At 66.7% G+C, this 20,835-nt stretch carries 21 protein-coding genes and 1 tRNA gene; 17 read left to right on the top strand and 5 right to left on the bottom strand.

Translation table 11 applies throughout. The annotated features are described in order from the left end of the window. Positions 1-72: 72 nt before the first annotated feature. Together ACFY2Q_RS10935 and ACFY2Q_RS10930 are read left to right on the top strand one after the other, a co-directional pair. On the top strand, positions 73-1,332 hold the full coding sequence (locus tag ACFY2Q_RS10935; RefSeq protein WP_387129188.1) for an MFS transporter: 1,260 nt from the start codon (positions 73-75) through the stop codon (positions 1,330-1,332). 49 nt (positions 1,333-1,381) lie between these two features. Next, positions 1,382-1,822, top strand: a complete 441-nt coding sequence (locus tag ACFY2Q_RS10930; protein WP_387129185.1) for a dihydrofolate reductase family protein — start codon at positions 1,382-1,384, stop codon at positions 1,820-1,822. Between the two features lie 122 nt (positions 1,823-1,944). On the opposite strand, the gene ACFY2Q_RS10925 is transcribed toward ACFY2Q_RS10930, so the two are convergent. Then, positions 1,945-2,475, bottom strand: a complete 531-nt coding sequence (locus ACFY2Q_RS10925) for a hypothetical protein (protein ID WP_387129183.1) — start codon at positions 2,473-2,475, stop codon at positions 1,945-1,947. A gap of 164 nt (positions 2,476-2,639) precedes the next feature. After that, on the bottom strand, positions 2,640-3,134 hold the full coding sequence (locus ACFY2Q_RS10920; protein ID WP_355053333.1) for a YajQ family cyclic di-GMP-binding protein: 495 nt from the start codon (positions 3,132-3,134) through the stop codon (positions 2,640-2,642). 147 nt (positions 3,135-3,281) lie between these two features. Here ACFY2Q_RS10920 and ACFY2Q_RS10915 point away from each other — a divergent pair. From ACFY2Q_RS10915 to ACFY2Q_RS10900, 4 genes are all read left to right on the top strand, one after another. Continuing rightward, positions 3,282-3,365 (top strand) — tRNA-Tyr (locus tag ACFY2Q_RS10915). Positions 3,366-4,051: 686 nt separating this feature from the next. Next, a complete protein-coding gene (locus tag ACFY2Q_RS10910) occupies positions 4,052-5,749 on the top strand; it encodes an AIPR family protein (protein WP_387129180.1) in 1,698 nt (565 codons plus the stop codon). 527 nt (positions 5,750-6,276) lie between these two features. Then, positions 6,277-7,338, top strand: coding sequence for a DNA adenine methylase (locus ACFY2Q_RS10905; protein WP_387129178.1), 1,062 nt, complete (start codon positions 6,277-6,279; stop codon positions 7,336-7,338). 1 nt (position 7,339) lies between these two features. Then, positions 7,340-8,176: a hypothetical protein gene (locus ACFY2Q_RS10900; protein ID WP_387129175.1), complete on the top strand. Its 837-nt coding sequence runs from the start codon at positions 7,340-7,342 to the stop codon at positions 8,174-8,176. Between the two features lie 557 nt (positions 8,177-8,733). On the opposite strand, the gene ACFY2Q_RS10895 is transcribed toward ACFY2Q_RS10900, so the two are convergent. Next, positions 8,734-9,156: a GntR family transcriptional regulator gene (locus ACFY2Q_RS10895; RefSeq protein WP_387129173.1), complete on the bottom strand. Its 423-nt coding sequence runs from the start codon at positions 9,154-9,156 to the stop codon at positions 8,734-8,736. A gap of 978 nt (positions 9,157-10,134) precedes the next feature. On the opposite strand from ACFY2Q_RS10895, the gene ACFY2Q_RS10890 reads away from it, so the two are divergent. The 3 genes from ACFY2Q_RS10890 to ACFY2Q_RS10880 all read left to right on the top strand — a co-directional run bounded on the left by ACFY2Q_RS10890 (position 10,135) and on the right by ACFY2Q_RS10880 (position 12,115). Continuing rightward, positions 10,135-10,380, top strand: coding sequence for a precorrin-4 C11-methyltransferase (locus tag ACFY2Q_RS10890; protein WP_387129171.1), 246 nt, complete (start codon positions 10,135-10,137; stop codon positions 10,378-10,380). Positions 10,381-10,529: 149 nt separating this feature from the next. Further along, positions 10,530-11,351, top strand: a complete 822-nt coding sequence (locus ACFY2Q_RS10885) for a GntR family transcriptional regulator (protein ID WP_387129169.1) — start codon at positions 10,530-10,532, stop codon at positions 11,349-11,351. After that, complete coding sequence (locus ACFY2Q_RS10880; protein WP_387129167.1) at positions 11,339-12,115, top strand: glycosyltransferase family 2 protein; 777 nt, start codon at positions 11,339-11,341, stop codon at positions 12,113-12,115. The genes ACFY2Q_RS10885 and ACFY2Q_RS10880 overlap by 13 nt, the downstream gene beginning before the upstream one ends. On the opposite strand, the gene ACFY2Q_RS10875 is transcribed toward ACFY2Q_RS10880, so the two are convergent. Continuing rightward, entirely contained in the window at positions 12,105-12,536 is a 432-nt protein-coding gene (locus ACFY2Q_RS10875; protein WP_387129758.1) for a hypothetical protein, read from the bottom strand. The two genes, ACFY2Q_RS10880 and ACFY2Q_RS10875, sit on opposite strands and share 11 nt — an antisense overlap. A 1,307-nt stretch (positions 12,537-13,843) precedes the next feature. Between ACFY2Q_RS10875 and ACFY2Q_RS10870 the strand changes: the two genes are divergently transcribed. From ACFY2Q_RS10870 to ACFY2Q_RS10835, 8 genes are all read left to right on the top strand, one after another. Next, complete coding sequence (locus ACFY2Q_RS10870; RefSeq protein WP_091402451.1) at positions 13,844-14,239, top strand: transcriptional regulator; 396 nt, start codon at positions 13,844-13,846, stop codon at positions 14,237-14,239. 175 nt (positions 14,240-14,414) lie between these two features. Next, positions 14,415-16,010, top strand: coding sequence for an FtsK/SpoIIIE domain-containing protein (locus ACFY2Q_RS10865; RefSeq protein ID WP_387129165.1), 1,596 nt, complete (start codon positions 14,415-14,417; stop codon positions 16,008-16,010). Continuing rightward, a complete protein-coding gene (locus ACFY2Q_RS10860) occupies positions 16,007-16,273 on the top strand; it encodes a hypothetical protein (protein ID WP_387129162.1) in 267 nt (88 codons plus the stop codon). The genes ACFY2Q_RS10865 and ACFY2Q_RS10860 overlap by 4 nt, the downstream gene beginning before the upstream one ends. 3 nt (positions 16,274-16,276) lie before the next feature. Continuing rightward, the gene (locus ACFY2Q_RS10855; RefSeq protein WP_357837710.1) at positions 16,277-16,465 is read left to right on the top strand and encodes a hypothetical protein; all 189 of its coding nucleotides are present in this window, start codon (positions 16,277-16,279) and stop codon (positions 16,463-16,465) included. Next, the gene (locus tag ACFY2Q_RS10850) at positions 16,462-17,004 is read left to right on the top strand and encodes a DUF2637 domain-containing protein (RefSeq protein WP_387129160.1); all 543 of its coding nucleotides are present in this window, start codon (positions 16,462-16,464) and stop codon (positions 17,002-17,004) included. Before ACFY2Q_RS10855 ends, ACFY2Q_RS10850 begins: the two co-directional genes overlap by 4 nt. Continuing rightward, positions 17,001-18,755 carry a replication initiator gene (locus ACFY2Q_RS10845; protein WP_387129158.1) on the top strand — a complete coding sequence of 585 codons (1,755 nt, stop codon included), beginning with the start codon at positions 17,001-17,003 and terminating at the stop codon, positions 18,753-18,755. The genes ACFY2Q_RS10850 and ACFY2Q_RS10845 overlap by 4 nt, the downstream gene beginning before the upstream one ends. Further along, on the top strand, positions 18,752-18,937 hold the full coding sequence (locus ACFY2Q_RS10840; protein ID WP_387129156.1) for a helix-turn-helix transcriptional regulator: 186 nt from the start codon (positions 18,752-18,754) through the stop codon (positions 18,935-18,937). The genes ACFY2Q_RS10845 and ACFY2Q_RS10840 overlap by 4 nt, the downstream gene beginning before the upstream one ends. After that, entirely contained in the window at positions 18,934-20,370 is a 1,437-nt protein-coding gene (locus tag ACFY2Q_RS10835) for a tyrosine-type recombinase/integrase (RefSeq protein ID WP_387129154.1), read from the top strand. The genes ACFY2Q_RS10840 and ACFY2Q_RS10835 overlap by 4 nt, the downstream gene beginning before the upstream one ends. Positions 20,371-20,381: 11 nt before the next feature. On the opposite strand, the gene ACFY2Q_RS10830 is transcribed toward ACFY2Q_RS10835, so the two are convergent. Further along, a partial coding sequence (locus tag ACFY2Q_RS10830) for a hypothetical protein (RefSeq protein WP_387129152.1) occupies positions 20,382-20,835 on the bottom strand: 454 nt, incomplete at its 5' end.

Raw genomic sequence — 20,835 nt, 5'->3', positions numbered from 1 at the left:
CGATACCTGCCCGCCGACCGGCGGCGTTAGGGTCGTGACGGCTCACGCTCATTACATCCTCGGAGGTTCACGGTGGCCGCGCTGCGTCAGTACCTAGGTGTCTGGCGGATCCCCGGAGCGCCGATGTTGCTGCTCACCGGCATCATCGGGCGACTCGGGATCGGCATGACCCCACTGGCGCTGCTGCTGGTGGTCGAGCAGGTGACCGGGCGGTACGCCCTCGCCGCCGTGGCGGGCGGGACCTACGCCGTCGCCGGTGCCGCGCTCAGCCCGGTGGCCGGGCGGATCGCCGACCGGGTCGGCCCGACCCCCGTCCTGCTGGTCACCGCCATCGCCCACCCACTGGCGCTCGTCGGGCTGCTGCTGGCCAGCCGATCGGGCGCCGACGCGCTCCCGGCCATCTACCTCGCCGCTGGCATCGCCGGTGCGACGTACCCGCCCCTCACCGCAGCCATCCGCGGCGCCTGGAACGAGCTGACAAGCGTCAACTCCGGCCGGTACGCCCTGCGCAACACCGCGCTGGCCGCGGAGACCTCGCTGTTCGAGGTCGTCTTCGTGCTCGGCCCGCTGCTCGTCGCCGGCTTCGTCATCTTCGCCGACGCCGCCGCCGCGCTTATCGGTGCGGCCGTGGTGACCCTGGTCGGCACCAGCGCCGTGGCCCTCGGCCGGGTCATGCGCGGCTGGCGCCCGCACTCGCGCGAGCACCACGCCCGAGGGCTCGGCCCGCTGCGGGTCGCCGGCTTCCCGGCCCTGCTGGTCTGCGTGGCCGGCCTCGGCATCGCGTTCGGCGCCGCCGGCGTGACCGTCCCGGCCTACGCCGGCAACTCCTCAACCGACGACCCGGAGAGCCTCGCAGGGATCCTGCTGGCGGTCTGGGGCGTCGGCAGCGCGATCGGCGGGTTCTGGTTCGGCGTCCGCCGGCCGGCGGCGAACATGACCCGACAGTTCGCGCTGCTGCTCGCCGCGGTGGCCGGCTCGTTCGTGGTGTTCGCGCTGATGCCCACGCCCCTGGCGCTGGGCGTCGCGCTTGTCATCGGTGGGGCCACCATCGCACCCGCGCTGACCCTGGAGAACACACTGGTCGGCCGGATCGCCCCCACGGGCATGCTGAACGAGGCGTACACCTGGGTGGTCACCGTGGCCGTGGCGACGAGCGCCGTTGGCGGCGCGGTGGCCGGCCTGATCGTGGACAGCGCCGGCGGCGTGCCGTGGGCCTTCGTGTTCGCCGGGGCGGCGGTCGCCGTCGCGGCCGCGGTCGCCGCGCTGCCCGCCGGGCCCATCGCCCGCGCGGAAACCTCGACGGTACGCGCCGAAGAGCTCCTCACCGTCTGACCCTTGACCGGCTCCGACTGCCGTGATGTCGGGGTGTCCCACAGCGGGGATGCTCCGACATCCAGGAGCCTGGGTCGATCTGAGCCACGCCTGGGCTCGCCCTCGACCGGTCCGCACATTCGGCGGCGACGACCCGCACCGTGGCACCGACCGTGGGGGAGCGTTCGGCGGTCAGTACCACGGGCCGGTGTTCGTGCTCACCCACCGGCCGCCAGCCGAGCCAGCCGAGGGTGTCACGTTCGTCGGCGACCTGCACAGCGCCGTCGCGCAGGCCAAGGAGGCCGCCGGGGACGGCTACGTGAACGTCCTCGGCGCGGACGTCGGCATGCAGTGCCTTCGCGCCGGGCTGCTCGACGAGATCCTGGTGTTCTTCGCTCCGGTGCTGCTCGGGGGCGGAGTGCGCATGTTCGACAATCCGGGTGACGGCACCCAGGTGCGATTGGCGCCGATCCCGGGCGAGACCGCGAACTGGTACACGGTCATCCGCTGACACCGTGGCTGACTGACTGGCCCGGGGCGCACACGACAGCGTGAAACGTCGGCAACCAGCCGCCAATAGCGTGCGGCCACGACGGGACGTGACCGGGATGCCGGCGTCTGACCCCCCGCCGCTCAATCAACGCAGGGGGTGAACCGGCTCGACCATCCCTCGTCAGGCATCCCATCGAGGGCCAACAGTTCGAACCCGTTGCCGTCGCGACTGATCAGCAACGCGTCGCTGAATCTGTAGCGCTCCGGGGATTCAGGGTCGCGCGTCGGTGCGGCCTTGCGTTCCCCGAAGTCGAGTCGCACCCATCGGTCGGCGTCCTCGTCCTTGTCGTCGTCGTCTTCGTATTCACTGAGCAGCCACGAGCCCTGGGCGGAAGCGGGTCGGCGGCCGTCGAAGTAGGTGCCCCAGATGTACTTGTCGCTCCACGTGTCCCGTAGGTCCTGGAGCAGGTGCGAGAGGTAGGCGTCCGAGATCAGGTTCAGCCGTGACGACCCGTCCTGGCGCAGGTCGATCCGGTCGCCGGAGGACCCGCACCAGGTTCTCGTCAGGTCAGCGTTCGTGGGCTGCGGTGGCGGGGCGGAGGACGTACAGCCAACTGCATGGGTCAGGAGGAACGTCAGCGTGGCTGTCACGGCAACGGCTTTGATCCGCACGCCGGCCACTCTAGGACCCTCCACCGCCGCTCGGCGTAGGCATGCGGACACTGTGGATCGTCCCGGCGGCTCAGTGGATTTCGGAGCCCCAGGTCAACGTCCCGGGTTGGATGCCTGGGCGTCAGGGACTCGACGAGGACCAGGCCCAGGCCGGCCGCAGCCCTCTACCTGTAGTTGGTGAACTGGAGGGCGACGCCGAAGTCCTCACCCTTGAGCAGCGAGATGACCGCCTGGAGATCGTCCCGCTTCTTGCCGGTGACCCGCAGCTGATCGCCCTGGATCTGGGCCTGAACGCCCTTCGGACCCTCGTCGCGGATCTTCTTGCTGATCGCCTTGGCCTTGTCGGTCTCGATGCCCTGGATCACCTTGCAGTCGATCTTGAAGACCTTGCCGGAAGGACGAGCCTCACCAGCGTCCAGCGACTTCAACGAGATGTTCCGCTTGACCAGCTTCTCCTTGAAGACGTCCAACGCAGCGCGGACCCGCTCCTCAGTCTCCGCCTGAAGGCCGATCGCCTCCTCGCCCGACCAGGAGATCTCAGCGCCCGTGCCGCGGAAGTCGAACCGCGTCGCGAGCTCCTTCTCCGCCTGACGGAGGGCGTTGTCGACCTCCTGGCGGTCAACCTTGCTCACGATGTCGAAAGACGGGTTCGCTGGCATGCTTCTGCTCCTGCTGTCCGGCGGTCTGGGCCTGCAGTCGGCCGCCGACCAGCGGCACGACCCTCTGACCGTACCCGGTTGCACCGGTCCCGGGGTGAGCCGCTATCCTTGCTTCCGCCGCCGCGTTGCGACGCGGTGGGGTGCCCTGGCGGGTTGCCCGAGCGGCCAATGGGAGCGGACTGTAAATCCGTCGCGAAAGCTTCAGAGGTTCGAATCCTCTACCCGCCACCAGGTGCGAGAACGGCCCTTGACCAGCAGAAATGCTGATCAGGGGCCGTTGTCGTTTGTCTGGCGGAGTCCGGCTGCGTCCAGTCGCTGACGACTGGTCGTGGGCAGATCGTGGGCGGGTCGATCATGCCTCTGAGGCCGTCACTGCTGGTGCTGTTGGTACTTCCAGGGTTGCCGCGGGCCGTGCGTGTAGCGGCCGGCTGAGGGCTCCTCGCTGGGGCGTAGCCGGCTGCGGGAGGTAGGCCGGGGGCAAGCCAGTCCCGGGGTTGGACTGGCGCGGCAGTCGGAAGCCCTGACCGCGATCATGCCGGCCCGTTCGGCTTCCGTACCGCCTGGCCGTGATCGTGCCGCTGGGTAAATCAACAGATTCGGGGGCGGCGGTCCGGCGGCAGTCGGTGGCTCTCCGCCCCGGCGCCGAAGGCAGCCGGGGCGGCTTGCCGCCGGCCGGGTTACCGCCCCGCGCCGCGCAGAGCGCGGCGCCTTGATCCAGAACAGAAGAAATCGGCAACAGCGGGCACGTACGGAAGGTGGGTGCAAGCGAGACATCTTGCTGACAAGATCCGTGCGTCTCGTCCGGGAACGGTTGCGCGTTTCGGAGCTTCGTTCATGCCCACTTGTAGGCGTTACGGCGAGCAAAACTGGGGTCGCCGGTCTAGAGTGCTCCTCCTTGGCGAAAGGGATGACGGACCATGGGCCAGCTGCAGCTGACACAAATCGAGCGTCGTGTGAAACAGGCAATTCTGCCATACCTAAACGTATCGGACTTGGGTCAGTATCAGCCGGAGGACCGCGATCGGATCCTCCTGAGCCGGTCTCTTGCAGCCTTCATCGTCTCGAAGCTCGGCGACCTCGACCCTCAAGCTGCAGCGCAGACGATTACCGACGGAGCTCATGACAACGGCATCGACGCCTTGGCAGTCGTTCCGGAAGAGGCGCGGCTCATTGTCGTGCAGGCCAAGTGGTCAACGTCCGGCAAGGGTAGCGCCGAGCGCGATGAAATGATCAAGCTCCGCGACGGGCTTAAGGACCTCGTCCAGATGAGGTGGTCACGCTTCAATGACAAAGTCCAATCTCGGAAAGCTGAGCTAGAGGACCTTCTAGACCAGCCTAAAGCTCGCATCGATATAGCCTTCGTGCATAGCGGAGCGTCGCCCTGCACCGATGACGTCCGGGCCCCTATACAGGATTTCCTCGACGATCTGAACGACCCGACCGAAACAGGCCGCTTCCATTACTACAGTCAAGCGGAGATTCACCAACTGTTACTCAACGAAGGACAGTCGCCACGCATCACCATCAGTGGCGAACTGTCCGATTGGGGTCAACTCGAAGGGCCGCCGCGCGCGTTTTACGGACAAGTGACCGCCAAGCAGATCAGTGAGTGGTTCAATCAGCACGGGGAAAGTCTATTTGCAAAGAATGTGCGAGTTGTGCTCGGGGGCTCAGAGGTGAATGACTCCCTTGTCGAAACGCTGACTAATGACGCAGGCTCATTCTGGTACTTTAACAACGGAATAACGGTGCTTTGCGAGAGTGTGGAGAAGTCGCCGGTCTACGGGGCCGACCGCCGGGTAGGTAACTTCACCTTCAGTGGCGCAAGTGTAGTTAATGGGGCTCAGACAGTAGGTTCTATAGCGCGCGCCGCTCAACGCTCCGAATTAGACCAGGCTCGCGTGATGGTTCGGTTCATTTCTCTAGAGGGGGCCCCTCCAGAGTTTGCCAACAGTGTCACACGTGCCACTAACACCCAAAACAGAATCGGTGGCCGCGACTTCCTTTCGCTCGACCCTGAGCAGGCGCGCCTGCGAAGCGAGTTTGGGATCGAAGGGCTTGAGTACGTATACCGCAGCGGGGAGGCGGACCCTGAGCCAGCAAAGGGCTGCAGTGTAGTTGAAGCGACAATTGCACTCGCGTGCGCCCAGCCAGAAGTCGGTCTTTCAACTCAAGCGAAGAGGGAAATTAGCCGGCTCTGGGACGCTATCGACCGCGGCCCTTACAAGAGGCTCTTCAATCCATCCGTGGACTTTCACCGGGTGTGGAGGGCTGTACAGATCATGAGGCAAGTGGATGGGCGCCTGCGAGAAATCTCGGCGCAGAGTGACGGCCGTGAGCGGGGGGTAGCAATCCACGGCAACAGGTTCCTTCTGCACATCGTATTTTCGCAGTTACCAATCAACAAGCTTGACGACGCCAAGTTCGATTGGATGCCACACATCGGACTGGCGCAGGCATGGGCGCAGCTAGCTTTCGCCAAGACCGTAGAGGTTTCCGATGCGGAGTTCCCTGGCTACCCGGCGAGCCTGTTCAAGAACGTTTCTAAGTGCACCGCGCTGGCGGCACGAGTAAAGACCGAGCTCCAGACGGGATTCAGCGGCTCGCCCCAGTAATGGCCTTAGAAATATGGCTTTGGGTGCACCAAGGGCAGCGTCTTGCCTTGTTCCGTCCCATCTGCCTAGGGAGCGCGCGGGAAGCCTGGTGCAGTTCCTGGCTGACTTCAGCCTGGCCTTCGTGTCATTCGCCGGCCGAACTACACCGTGCGCCTGCCTTGCATGTCACAGTCCCATTGGTTTGCGGTCTTCGATTGGTGTCCGCGGAAGGCTTCGGCCCGCCTAGCATCTCCTTCAGTAGCCGGGGGCTCACCGTCCGCTGGTGGCGCCTTCTTCTCGCTTCCGCTCACGGCATAGCCTCCCGCGGGTCATCCAGCCGCCGCCGTCCCGCGCTCCACCAGGGCCCGCAGGAGACCGGGGCTCTTGCCTCCTACTCTGACAGGGTAGAGGCGCCGCCCCCGTCGAGCTAGTTGGTCGGCTAGCCCTAGGCCGCGCATCCCGTCCCGAGCTCAAGCTAGCTGCTTCCCCCACGTGTGAGGGAGCGTGGCGGTCTGGAGCGCACGTGATCCATGGGGCATGATTCACGCATGACAACGCCGCCACTCCCCGAGCTGCCCAGCGACGCACGCCGGGCCGTCGCCATGGCGTCGAAGTTCCCCCGGATTCGCTACATGGGTTCCAAGTACAAGCTGGTCGAGCGACTCTCGGAAGTATTCGCGGGGCTCGGCGGCGCGTCTGCTATCGATGCCTTTACTGGAAGTGGCGTCGTGTCTTACGCACTAAAGGCCCTGGGATATTCCGTCACCTCTAACGATTTCCTTAATTTCTCTGGCACTATCGCCCGCGCGGTGGTGGTCAACCAGGGAACTAAACTTTCAAGCGAGGAAGTCGATTGGATCTGCGAAGAGTCGCTTGACGGTCGCGACTTCATTCAGCAGAAGTTTGAAGGACTCTACTTCACTCCCGACGATCGCAAATTCCTGGACTCTGCGTGGTCGCACATCGACCTGCTCGAGACGCCCAAGCGTGACTTGGCGATCGCCGGACTGGTCCTCGCTGCGGCACGAAAGCAACCTCGCGGGGTCTTCACATTCACCGACCTAAGGTACGACGACGGTCGGCGAGACCTCCGGCTCAGCCTCAAGGAGCACTTTCGCGAGACGGTCGAGGCGTACAACGATGTCGTCTTTGACGGCGGGCAAGAGTGTTTCGTGACAACTGGCGATGTCTTCGACCTTCCTTCTAAGCGCTACGACATCGCCTACCTCGACCCACCGTATGCGCCGCCCAGAGATGATAACTGCTACATCAAACGTTACCATTTCCTTGAGGGCCTTTCGGTGTACTGGCGAGGGCAAACGATCCTTGAGCACACCAAAACCAAAAAGCTGGCGAAACTCTACACACCGTTCTCTTACAAGCACAGTATCGAAGATGCGCTTCAAAGGACTTTTAAGCAGTTCCACGAATCCACGATAGTGCTCTCGTATTCTTCCAATGCTGTTCCCGACCTGAATACGATCACGAGGCTTCTAGGGGAGATCAAGGACAGCGTCGAAGTGCATACTCTTCAGCATAAGTACTCATTCGGTACACATGCGGCTGCCACTAGACGTGACGTACTGGAATACATCATCGTAGGGCGCTGAGTTGACTATCCCCTCATTTGAAGACTACGTCGCCACGCTTGGTCGCTTAACGGCACATGTGGACCCAACCGCCTCAAGTCCGAATGCGGTTGAGATCAAGACTGCCGCAGCTTCATTAGCTGCACTTCCCGCAATCACTCTTGACATACTTCGTGGGTGGATCGAGGAGCACCCCGCCGCCGTTTACATCCTTGGATTAGCGGTTGGGCTTTCTCACGAGAAGCTTAAAAACGTACTCAAGCACCACTTTAATACATCCGGCTGGTACACCTTGGCCAAGACTCGGCCAGAGGACCTGTTGATGATGATGGAGTTGGAGTACGATCTTATCCGGCTTTTGAATGTGCAACGCCTTCGATCGTACGACTTCGGAGATATCCTAGCGGCGCGAGCTGGAACGCGCGCCACGGCCACCCGGGCCGGCCAGTCTGGCCGTAAAGTCGAGGATGAAATTGAACTAATCGCCAAGGACTTGGGTCTTCTCTGCGCGCCCAGAACACGTTTTATCGGGCGTGCAGGGCGGGATGCGCCATGCGATCTAGCAATTCCTTCTGCCAGCTCAGCACAGATCGTTGTTGCGGCAAAGGGATTCGACAGCACTGGTTCGAAGTTGACAGACGCGGTTCGCGAGATCGTGGAAATGGCGGAAGTTCGGCGACCAAGACAGTTTGTGATGGCCGTAATCGATGGCATCGGTTGGAAAAGTCGAGCGGCGGACTTGCGGCGCATCTACGACCTCTGGGCTAGTGGGCAGATCGATGGCATGTACACACTCGCAACGTTGGATGCCTTTAGAGCAGACCTTGAGAGCGCCGCACGACTTCGTGGGCTCATTTAGCAACGGCGTCACGGTGAGCCCTGCCATCCTGTCTGTCTGTCGCCGACCCGCCTCGTAGGGAGCAGGCCGCCGCTCGGTCCGCCACGTCAAGCGGAAGCCTTGACGCAGGCGCTGACGGGCCGCGCGGTGGGTCTACTCGGCTTGCCCGGGTTGTCAGCTGGTGGGATGGGTCCGGCCCAACCATCAACGGACCGCAATCCGCTGGCGGGGCCCCGGCCGTCCTGGAGTTGTTGCGCCCCCCGGAGGCGCAGGGACCGAGACCGGTCCGCCACCCCGTTACCCGCCGCGCGACCGGCGGGCCCTTCCCTACGCCGCACGGCCCGGCCCGCCGCGGCCGGCTGCGGGCTGCGACCTCACCCCATTCTCGACGCTACCGGTGCGGCGGCCCGGGATGCCGCTTCTCGCGCCAGCCGATGGGCGCTGGGCGTACTGCGCAGCGTGCTTGCCTACTGCTCCGACGCCCAATCGGTGTTCGCCGAGCAGATCGAGCAGGAGCGCGCGGGGCGTGGGGCCCGTTCAGAGCCGCCCTGGAGGACGTGTCGAAGGTGCGAACCGCTCTATCGCTCAGTTGGGAGTAGTCGGTAGATTCTGACGACTTTGCCGACGGCTCCGTTTGTTCGAGCCAGGCTCTGTTGTTCAATCAGGGTCGTGCCCACCTCGACAGCGAAAAGGGCTGCAAGCTCCGGGTCGGCGGCGACTTGGCGCTGTTGAGTTTCCGTCTCGGAACCCTCGTCTCGCCTGCGCTCGTGCTGGCGGGGGGTTGCGTGGGTGCCACGGCCATGTTCGGTGGCCACCAAACCTGCCTCGCGTAACGCGGCTATCGCCTGACGAACCGTGCCGCGCGCTGCCCTGAATTCGGCGGTGAGCGCGCTCTCGGTCGGCAAGAGGGCTCCGGGCGGGATGACGCCGCTCTCGATGCGCTCTTTCAACTCTTCGGCGATGGCGCGGTAACGCGGCTGTCCGTAGTGCGGGGTGGGCACCTGCTCACCGTACCTGGCACTTGTCTTACCAAGTGCCAACCAAGCGATGGATTTCTACGTCTAGACAACTCGTCCACTTGTAGATACGTTTCTCGGTGTGCGGCTGGGGTGACGGCCCGTGTCAGGGGTGGTCCCGCGCTGGTCCTGGTCGCACTTGATGCGCGGTGTCCTGTCGGACCGGTTGCGGTAGCCGCGCGTAGAAGTTGGCTCGGCGATACCCGACCCGTCCGGCGTCGGACGGTGCGCCGTGCCTTCATCCGGGCCGGTGGCCGGCCGCATTCCCCCGTGGCTGGCCACCGGTCCCCGTCTACCTGTGGAGGTGCGATGTCCGGCTCTCACCGTCGGCACCATTGGCTCTCGTCCTGGTGGTCTCGGAGGCGCCCATCTGCCCAGCGTGCCAGCAGCAACGTTCAGTCGAGTTCACGCGCGGGATCTGCGACCTCGTCGCCGAGGTGGTCGACGGGCGCAACCCGCGAACTGCCTGCGCTCCGGTATGCGCCCTTGATGACGCGAGCCCAGCTCTTCCGAGGCAACGGCGGGCGGTGGCCGCGATGAGTCGTACGAACAAGCCGGCCGCCGTCACGAGCCATCCGGACTGGTGCGCCTCGGATCGCTGCGGCTACCTGGTGCCGCCCGTGATGACACATATGGCCCGCCGTCATCGCGGCCCAATGCAGCGAGCCGGCGACAGGCGGGCCGGTGGGCTCGTTGTCACGTACCTCATCAGCAGTGAGGCTCTGGGCGGTCCCATGGTCGGTGTTCATGTGACGTGCCGGGCCGGGAACGCCTGGGCGGAGTTGTCCTTGCCGCAGGCAGCCCAACTGGTTGAGCAACTTCGCGGATCGCTGGCCCAGGCCACCGGGCCACAGGGGGCCGGCGATGAGTAAGGGTGCTGCCATCCCAGAGAGGTCGTCGCCGTCGTCGATCGCGCCGGTCGTGTGCCCGGTGTGGTGTCGAGGCTGTGGACCGAACGACCCGATGCACCGCGGGCTTCTCTCCACGATCGGACGGGAGCGGACCGGCTGGGTCACCGTCCAACTGGTCGTTGACCGGTTCGCCCGCCGGGACCTGGCCGTGAAGCTCGACGCGACCCGATACGGCGCGACGCAGACCGTACTCCTGTCGCCCGCGCAGGTAGACCGGCTCATTGACGAGCTGGTATACGCCCAGCTGGAGATGCTGACACCGGCAGATGGTGGCGAGCGGGCCGGAGAGATGCGGTGAACGCCAACACCCGTCGGGGCTCAGCCGTTCCTCGTACTCCCGGCCTGCGCCCTGCGCGGCCACCGCGAGCAGCGGTAGCCGTACCGCCGGTTCCTGAGCGGCCCGCTGGCGGGACCACCTGGCAGACGTTGGAACGTCTAGGGGGTACGGTGACCGGTGTGCATGGCCGGGACTGGCGCCCTCGCTACCTGCAACTCGCGGAGGAGTTGCGGGCAAAGATCGTGAGCGGGGAACTTGCCCCCGGCACCCTGATGCCCAGCGAGACCGAGCTGGCCGACACCTCGGGCCTGTCGCGCACAAGCGTCCGCAACGCTATCCGGCAGCTCCGCGAATGGGGCCTGGTCCGCGCGGAGCAGGGGCGCGGCACCTACGTGCGGGCACCCCGCCAGCGGGTACGCCGTCGCAACACCGAGCGGTACCAGTGGGAGAAGGATCGCGTCCTGCTCGACGAGGACGAGCGGCTGAAAACTGGCGCCACCGAGCACGACACCGGCCTGACCGTCGACGATCTGAAGTTCCACGCCGAGTACTCCCGGGTGGAGGCTGATGCGGAGATGGCGGCGGCCTTGCAGGTCGAGCCGGGTGCGCCGCTGCTGCGCCGGGTCTACTGGACGTCGTCGCGGCACGAGAACGCGCCGCTGACCGTGTCGTACTCCTACCTGCCGTACGACTTGGTGGCCGCGAACCCGGACCTACTCGACGAGGGCAAGGAACCGTGGCCGGGCGGCACGCAACATCAGCTCCACACGCTGGGCATCGAGTTGGACCGGATTGACGACGAGATCCGGGCGCGTCCGCCGTCGCCGGATGAGGCCGAGTTGCTGGACATCGACCCGGGCGTCTCCGTGCTCACCGTGCGGAAGACCTCGATCGACACCACGGGCCGGATCGTTGAGGTCGCCGACGTGGTGATGCCGGGCGACCGCACCGAGCTTGTCTACTCCCACAAACTCCAGCGGTGGAAAACTTGACGCAGCTCGTCTCGGTCATCACCCCGGTCCACGCGCCCAGCATCGAGTACCTGGCTGGCGCCTACGAGTCGTTGGCCAAGCAGGAGATGCCGGCCGGCTGGGACTGGGAATGGCTCGTCCAGGAGGACGGGCAGACCGGCGCCCTGGTCGACGCGCTGCCGAATGATCCCCGGGTCAGTCTCGGCACCGGCCGTCCCGGTGGGCCCGGTGTCGCCCGTACCCTCGCGCTCTCCCGAGTCTCCGGGGAACTCATCAAGGTCCTGGACGCCGACGACCAGTTGACCCCCGGCGCGCTTGCCCGGGACATCGCCGCGTTCGACGCGCACCCGCAGATCGGCTGGACCACCTCGCGGGTACTCGACCTGCTGCCCGACGGGTCGACCGCCGGATGGGACAAGGACCCGGCCGGCGGTCTCATCGACCGCGGTTCAGTCCTGACGTTCTGGCAGGCCAACGACTACAGAGCATCGGTGCACCCAGCCACCCTGTGCCTACGGCGGGACCTCGTCTTCGCCCTGGGTGGCTGGATGGCGCTGCCGGCCTCCGAGGACACCGGCCTTCTACTCGCCGCCAACGTGGTCAGCGCGGGTTACTTCACCCGCGAGTACGGCCTGCTCTACCGGAAGTGGCCCGGCCAGGTCACCAGCCAGGCCGCGCACCGGGAACCGGCCGAGTACCAGGCACGAATGAGAATCATCGAGGCCCGAGCCAACGCCCTGGCCTCGATGATCCCGAATGGCTTCGGCGGCAGCGCTACGGCGTAGCCTCGTGCCCCGGCATCCAGTGGGTACGCCGCCGCTCCTTCATCTCCGCCTCGAAGATGTGCCGCCGACCGCCGGCCAGCTTCTCCCGCGCGTCCCGCTCGATCTCCTGGAACGTGGCGTAGTAGCCGTCGTCGAACTCCTCCATGATCTGGAAGGTCCAGCGGCCGGGTAGCACATTGCGCCCCAACAGCTCGCGCTCGACCCGGTCGGCCATCTCGTCGTGTCCCGCCTCGCGCAGCAGCTTGACCACCCGGTCGAGGGTGAGGTCTGCTCCGCCGACGAGCTGGTGCGCCGAGTAGAGGTGTCCACGCACCCGATGGATCGTCTCCAGCGCCTTGCTCAACTCGCCGAGAGCCTCCACGGTCGTGTCGTCCACCCCGGCCGGCCGCGAGTGTGCCTCGTCGACCGCACGCCGTTCCATCTGCTCTGCCACAACTGCTCCCGTACCCGGCAGAGAGGAGTTCAAGCGGGAGGCGATGCATTGTCTGTAGCACGGAGAGTGCGCGATACAGCAGGCGCAGGCTGCCGTCAAGCACCGACACGGTGCGGGCTAAAAGTCCGGACCGAATAGTCTTAGAGTCGAGTCTTCCGCTGGGTCCGGTTGCAATTTCTGGCGCCGATGTGTCTATGATTATCGCGAGTCATAATCGGCTGCCCGAGCGACGCAAACCGTTGAATCGCCAAGATCAAGAATGGCGATCAGACCGAGTTCGCGTGAGGTGGTGGAGCATGGCTCGATCCCGGAAGCGGTCCAAGCCTCGGCAGGTGCGAGGCCGAAACCGCAGGAGGCGTGGTTGGCTGCGGCAGTACGGCATTAAGGCTCTGACCTGGGTAGTCAGGTTGGGCATCGCCGTGGTTTCGCTGACCACTCACTTCAGGGATGGGCCTGGAGGCCAGGCCACCTAGTAGGTGACCCGGCCCCCAGGTGGGGCTCCCGCGTTAGCTTACCGGCGCAGCGGGGGCCCCTTCTCTCTGCGCCCACTTAACCACGTGAACGCAGACTCCTGAGCGTGGGTGCGTTGAACGTTCAACGCTTCCCAACTTCTAAAACCAAGCGTATAGCACTCGGCGCTGCTCGTCACTCTGCCACAGTTGCAGTATCAGCGACTGTAATCCTTGCAGTAACAGCTACAGCAATATTTACAGTGTTCCTTGCAGTGGTCGTTGCAGCGTTGCGTACAGCAGTTGCAGTATTCAGCAGACCTTCGTCGGCAGCAAGCTTGGCGACATCGCAGGCGCCCGATCGGCTGACAAGGCTGGTGACTCTTCGGCCAGACGGCAGGTGGCCGTTACGGCTTGCTAGCTAGCAAGGCCGTGGGCGTGTGCGCGCGGACCTGGAGAAGTTTGCAAACAAGTTTGCGTGCTTGTTTGCATGCATGCTCGCGCATGAGGCGTCGCTTGGCGGGCGCGAGCAGTGGAGCCCTGGAGCTGCGCTGCTCCTATTTGGCTCCGACCGCAGCGCCCGACCCTGTTCCCTGCACAGCTGCTAGGGGCCACGCTCGCTGCAAGTAGTGGGAGCAAGAGCGTGCCGCCAGCCGTCGAACAGCTTGTCCTCCCGTGTCCATGCCCTGACTCGCTGGCGCGGCCTCTGTCGATCTCTGGGCTGGGCCCTTGGTGCCGGTTGGTGTTGTCGGCCCACCTCGGCGTCTTGTTGTTGACTTGTCTGCCAAGTGCCGTCTACCTTGGAACGCAACTTGGCAGACAAGTTAACAAGTTGGAGGTTGAGCGATGGCTCTGCGAGGCGGCACGAGGTTCGCGGTGCGGTGTGAGGACGTGTTCCCGGCGGGGTGCGCGTTGGTGCCCGAGTCTCTGGGCGAGGTCGAGGACTACGACGAGAAGACCGGCCGGCGTAGCCCGGCAAAGGACAAGCTGACGGGCCAGCGGGTGTGGCAGGTCCGGGTGATGGACCTGGATCCGGAGCTGGGGAAGCGCTCGCGGGAGACGACGGTGAAGATCTCGGCGGACTACCAGCCGGTGCCGCCGACGGGTGGCCTGTTCGAGGCGGTGGAGTTCGACGGCATGACGGTCACGCCGTACGTGGGCAACAACGGTCGGATGGCGTATTCGCTGCGGGCAACCGGGATGCGTGCTCCGGCGGGCGTGGCGACGAAGGCGGCGCAGTAGCCGCATTTGGTGGGGGCGGGGCTGTCAGGTCTTGGCGGACGGCAGCCCCGCCCTCTGTCTCTTTCCCCTGCTCTGTCGAGAGAGGTAGTGACATGTCCAAGCGTATGCCTGCTGTCCTGCGGCGGCCCACAGTGGCGGGTGCGCGATGATGCGCCGGCCGCGGGGCGAGGTCGTGATGACCACCGCCGGGGACCTGATGGTGATCCGGCCGCGTCGCCTGGAGTTGCCGGTCTGGCTGACCGCGCTCGGCCTGGTGCTGAGGTGGATGTGGCGGGGCCTGTGGTGGTGTCTTCGTCACCCGGTCGCCGTCGGCCTGGTCGTGGCCGGGGTGAGCCTCTTCCGCGAGTTCGGCCGGTCCGGCGTGATCGTGCCCGTGGTCCTGGCCGCTGCCGTGTCGGCGCTGTGGCGGTGGCGGCACGAGTCGTCCTGGTGGACCTGGTGCGCCGGCCCGATCCTCGGCCGGTTCCGGCAGCTTTTCGTCTACCGGCGGGCCTGGCGTGAGGCGATGACCCTCTGCGGCCTGGCCAGGGTGTACGACCATCGCACGGTCCTGCCGGAGCTGCTGCGGGTTCGCTCGGATCAGGCGCTCGACGTGCTGACCATCCGCATGGTCCGCGGCCAGACACCGGAGGAGTTCCAGAAGGCGACGGCGAACCTGGCGTACGCCTTCGGCCGGCGGCACGCCCGGGTCTACTCCGAGCGCCCCGATGATCCGCCGATCCGGTCGGGCTATTGGGCGCTGGTCCTAGGCGCGGTGGACCGGCTGCGATTCCGGGACCGGCCGTCGGTGGTCTACCTGGTGGTGGTCCGCACGGACGCGCTACGCACCCTGGTCGACCCGTTCGACGTCCCATCGGTGCCCGACTTCACCGCTCTACCCCTGGCCCGGCGGGAAGACCTGCGGCACTGGTGCCTGCACCTGCTCGCCACCCACGTACTCATCGGCGGCGCCACCCGCTCCGGGAAGGGCTCAGTCCTGTGGTCGCTGGTCCGCGTCCTGGCTGGCGGGATCTCCTCCGGGCTGGTCCGGCTCTGGGTGATCGACCCCAAGGGCGGCATGGAATTCGCCATGGGCCGACCGTTGTTCGCCCGGTTCGCCTGCAAGTCGTTCGAAGCCATGGCCGACCTGCTCGACGAAGCCGTGACAGTGATGCGGGAACGGCAGACCCGACTTGCCGGCGCCGTGCGGGTCCACACTCCGACCCTGGCTGACCCCCTGGTCGTGGTCGTCATCGACGAGATGGCGGCACTGACCGCGTACCTCCAGGACGTCGACCTGCGTAAGCGCATCGCCGGGTCGCTGGGGCTGCTGCTGTCGCAGGGTGCCGGCGTCGGCGTCCTCGTGGTGGCCGCGTTGCAGGACCCCCGTAAGGAGGTGCTGCCGTTCCGGGATCTGTTCCCGACCCGGATCGCGCTCGGCCTGACCGAGGCCGCTCAGGTCGACCTCGTGTTGGGCGACGGTGCCCGCAACCGGGGTGCCCTCGCCGACCAGATGCCCCGCTGGGCCAAGGGCGTCGGGTACGTGATCCTCGACGGCGCCCCCGAGCCGGCGCGGGTCCGCTTCTCCTACATCTCCGACGACCACATCCGGGAGCTGGCCGCCGAGTACCCGGCACCGGCCGACGCGGCGGACATCCTCGCCCAGGTCGGCCGGGAAACCGCCACCGAACCGACCCGACCGCCGCTGCCCCGGCAGCGTCGCGGACCACTACTGCCCGACTCGCTGCTCAACATCCTCGACCGGGACACCGACGGGGGTGAGCCGCGGTGACCGCCCCGACCGACGGCCGAACCTTCTACCGGCTCCGCGCCCCCGGCACCGACGGTGCCACCAGCACGGCCGTGTCCGTCCGCGTCGACCCCGCCCGACCTGACCCGTACCCGGTCTATCTCGCCGTCGGTAGCGGCCGGCGCCGCATGTACCTGACCCCCGACGAGGCGTGGGCGCTGTGGCGCTGCCTCTCCGAAGCGGTGGCCTCCCTCGGCGAGCCACCCGACCACATCCGTACCCGCGTCGCCCCGGCCCGGAGGTAACCGATGTCCCTCAAGAGCTTCTTCCTCGGCACCCACCGCCTCAAGCCGCTGCACATCGACCTCGACGGCTCCCCGGACCGGCTCGCCGGTGCCCTGCACGGCCTGGCACACATGGTCAACCGCCGCCGCGACCTCAACGGCCAACAGATCAGCATCACCCTGACCATCCGCGACAACGGCAGCGGCCGATGATCCGCGAACGCGCCGAGTCCGGCGTCCGGGTGCTGATCCTGCTCGCCATCGGCACCATGGCCGGCGCCGCCGCCTTCACCCACGTCCACGACCTGACCGTCGCCCACGGCCAACCCGACTGGATCGGCTGGGCCAACGCCGTAGCGGTCGAGCTGATGGCCATCTACCTCGGCCTGGAGATCCGCGCCCGCCGCCGTGATGGTCGACCCGTCGGCCTGGTCGGCGTGCTCCTGATCGCGTTCGCGCTACTCTCCCTCGCCGCCCAGGTCGCCGAAGCCGAACCCTCCGTCTGGGGCTGGATCGTCGCGGCCGTGCCGTCGCTCGCCTTCCTCGCCCTGGTGAAGGTCGTCCTGTCCAGCGCACCCACCACCCCGCCGGCACCCGAGCCCGATCAGCCGCAAAGCGACTGGTACGACGAGCCGCAGCCGGTCGAACCCGCCCCGCAGGCACCGGTGATGCCGCCGGCATCAGTTGCGGTGCTGCCTCCGGTCGGCGTCGTCCAGCACAACCGGCCCCAGGTCGTCGGGATCATCCGATGACGGCTCCGACCCTGCCCGGTCTCGAACCCGCCCCGACCCCGGTTGCACCTCGGCCGGGGTCGCGGGCGGCCCGCATGGCACTGCCCCGTTCGGTCGACGTCCTCAAAGACATCGCCATCGAGTACGGCGTCTGCGTCCGCCCGCTCGCCATGCGCCGGACCGACCTCGACACCGGCATGACCGAGGTCATCGACCTGCCCTGCGGCGCGACCCGCGAGGACAAGTGCCCGCCGTGCGCCAAGAAGAACCGCCGCCTGCGGCAAGCCCAGATCCGCGAGGGCTGGCACCGCGACGACGAGCCACTACCCGGCCCGGAACCCGCAACCGAGGCGCAGAAGTCCCTGATCCTGTTCCGCGCACACCTGGAGTTTTCTCGGGATGAGGCGGTGAGGGCTGCCCAGTGGGACCAGGTGGCCGACCTCGACGAGGCTATCCGCGAGGTAGAGGAAGCCATCGCCGCTGAGGGCCTGCGCGGGCGAGTCGGACCACCCCACGCCAACGACGACGAGGACCAGGACGACGAGCCCGGTCCACGGCGCACGCGCTCGACCAAGCGGCGCCAAGATGCCCCCGAGCTGCCTCGGCGCAAGGTCGAGCGGCGCACCGTCGGCAAGACCTACACCGCCCCGGATGGCTCCACCTACCAACCGTCGATGTGGCTCACCCTTACCCTCGACTCGTACGGCCCGGTCCGCCCCGACGGCACCCCGGTCAACCCGGCCAGGTACGACTACCGTCGCGCAGCCTGGGACGCCGTGCACTTCCCCCGGCTGCTGGACCGGTTCTGGCAGAACCTCCGGCGGTGTGAGGGCTGGAACGTCCAGTACGCGGGCTGCGTCGAGCCGCAACGCCGTCTCGCCCCGCACGCCCACTGCGCCATCCGGGGCACCATCCCTCGGGACGTGCTCCGCACCGTGGCGGCGGCGACCTATCACCAGGTGTGGTGGCCCTCGGTCGACGTCCAGCGCTACACCCTCGACCGGCTCCCTGTCTGGGACGAGCAGGCGGCAACGTGGGTCGACCCGGACACCCATGAGTCGCTGAACACCTGGACGGAAGCCCTCGACGCCATCGACGAGGACCCAGACGCCGAACCGGTGCATGTCGTCCGCTTCGGCGCCCAGGTCGACGCCCGCGGCGTCATGCCCGGCACCGAGGACGCCGAACGGACCATCCGGTACGTCACGAAATACATCACCAAGCACACCGGCGACTGCCACAAGGCAACCACCGACCGGCAACGCAAGCACCTCGACCGGCTCTGGCAGCAACTCCAGCTGACGCCGTGCACCGACCGCTGTGCCAACTGGCTGCTGTACGGCGTCCAGCCGAAGAAGGCGCACGCCAAGCTCAAGCCCGGCCGCTGCAGGGGCAAGGTCCACCAGCGCGACACCCTCGGCATCGGCGGCCGGCGCATCCTCATTTCCCGCGACTGGTCCGGCAAGACCCTCGCCGACCACAAGCACGACGCGCGGGCCTGGGTCCGGGCACTGCTCGGCGTCACCACCGACGGTACGCAGCTCGTCGACGACCAGGGCGACACCGCCGAACGGGTCCGGCACGCCTGGGAGTTGGCCCGACCCGATGACCCCGACGTCGGCCCGATGACCCACCGGCTTATGCGGTCGATCAGCGAACGCGCCCGTTGGCGGTCCGAACTGCTCGCCGCCAAGGACCGGGCCGCGCAGGGGTCCTCAGATCTTTCGGCAACTCAGCACAGCGCACAGCACGACGGGGAGGAAACGCAGTGAACGAGGAGTTGTTGACCGTGCCGGAAGTGCTCGCCGAGCTGCGCGTACCGCGCTCGACCTGGTTCTACTGGCGGCAGATCGGCAAGGGGCCACGGGTGATCAAGCTTCCGAACGGGCAGCTTCGGGTCCGGCGGTCGGCGCTCGGTCGGTGGCTCGGCGACCTGGAGCAGGACGCCGCATGAAGAGCTACGAGGTCCAGATCTGGGAGATCGCTAAGCGCGCTGACCGGAAGGCTCGGCCATGGCGGGTCCGTTGGGCGGTGAGCGGCCAACGCTTCGAGGACATGTTCCGTACCAAGGCGTTGGCGCACTCGTTCCGCGCCGAGTTGGTCCAGGCGGCCAACGCGGGGGAGCCCTTCGACCCCGCCACCGGCCGCCCGGTCTCCGAGGCCAGAACCAAGAACCCCACCACCTGGTACGCGCACAGCCGCGCGTACGTCGAGATGAAGTGGCCCCGAGCAGCGGCCAAGACCCGGCGCTCGATCGTCGAGGCGCTGACCTCGATCACGGTGACACTGACCCGCCCGGCGAAGCGGGGCCGACCGACCGACGCCCTGCTCCGTGACGCGCTGTACCTCTACGGCCTCAACCCGCGCCGCTGGTCCGACGAGATCCCCACCGAGCACGCGGCGGCTCTGGCCTGGCTGGAAACCGCGTCCCTCCCGGTCGTCGAACTCGACTCGCCCGCGATGGTCCGCCGCGTCCTCGACAGCCTCTGCGTACGCCTCGACGGCAAGCCCTCGGCTGCCTCCACCGTCCAGCGGAAGCGAGCCACCTTCTACAACGTGCTCGGGTACGCAGTCGAGCTGGAGCTGATCGCCTCCAACCCGGTCGATCGGGTCCAGTGGACCGCCCCCGAGGTCGCACAATCCATCGACCGGCGGGTGGTGGCGAACCCAGCCCAGGTCGCCACGCTGCTAGAGGCGGTGAAATCTCTCGGCAAACGAGCCGACAAGGTCACCGCGTTCTTCGGCTGCCTCTATTACGCGGGGATGCGCCCCTCCGAGGCGGCCGACCTGCGGCGAGAGGACTGCGACCTTGCCGGCCGGTGCGCTGACTGCGGGGCCGACTTCGACGACCTGGGGGCGGTCAAGCCTTCCCGGTCCTGCGAGCACGAGAAGATCGAATATCGCTGGGGCCGGCTGGTGCTCGCCGGCACGTCGCCGCGCGCCGGCTCGCACTGGACCGATGACGGCGGCTCCCACGAGCGGCGCGGACTCAAACACCGGGGGAGGGCTGAGACTCGTACGGTCCCGATCCCGCCCCGGCTCGTCGAGCTGCTGTGCGCACACGTCGCGAATCACGGGGTCGGCCCGGACGGTCGATACTTCCGGGGCCTGCACGGTGGGCCGCTCTCTGAGTCGGTCTACGACCGGTGGTGGAAGCTCGCCCGCGAGAAGGCGCTGGCCGAATCGCAGGTCGCCTCTCCGCTCGTCCGCCGGCCCTACGACCTGCGCCACGCGGCGGCCTCGCTCTGGCTGAATGCCGGCGTCCCACCGACCGAGGTAGCCCGGCGCCTAGGCCACGGCGTCGCCGTCCTGCTCCGGGTCTACGCCAACTGCATCGACGGCGGCGATGACACCATGAACGACAAGATCGGCGAGGCTCTGGCGTGACCCTGCCTGAGTCAGGCGGGGGAGTCGGCACCTTGGGTGGCTACGCCTGCGGCGGTCAAGCGTCGTGCTTCGGCAAGAACGCGAGCGTCGATCTCCGCTTCGGTTTCCTCGCAGTACTCCAGCATGTCGTACACATCATCGAGCATGACCAACTCCTCGGCGTGGGGTGTGCCGTCATGTCCGATGGCCGAGTGGGTCCAGCGAGCCAACTCGCGCGGAGAGAGGGCGCCGGCGAGAAGCCTGCTAGCCATGATGCGTACGGCGGCGTCCTCAACATCTTCGCTGCCTCTGGGGTAGGAGGTCAGGCCAAGCTCGTCGAGGGTGGGTTCAAGCCACTGGAGCAGATCCTGATCCGTGGCGGTGGGCGAGACCCTGTCTGTCAGGGTGAGTTGAGGCCAGCGGCTCATAGCAAGTCCGCCGGACAGGGCGAGTTCAGGATCGAGAAGCGTTGAATACTGCTGTTGA

Origin of the sequence: Micromonospora sp. NPDC000316, assembly GCF_042898885.1 — a bacterium.
In the GTDB taxonomy this organism is placed as follows: Bacteria; Actinomycetota; Actinomycetes; order Mycobacteriales; family Micromonosporaceae; genus Micromonospora.
This window is presented reverse-complemented; position numbering and strand designations above follow the sequence as displayed.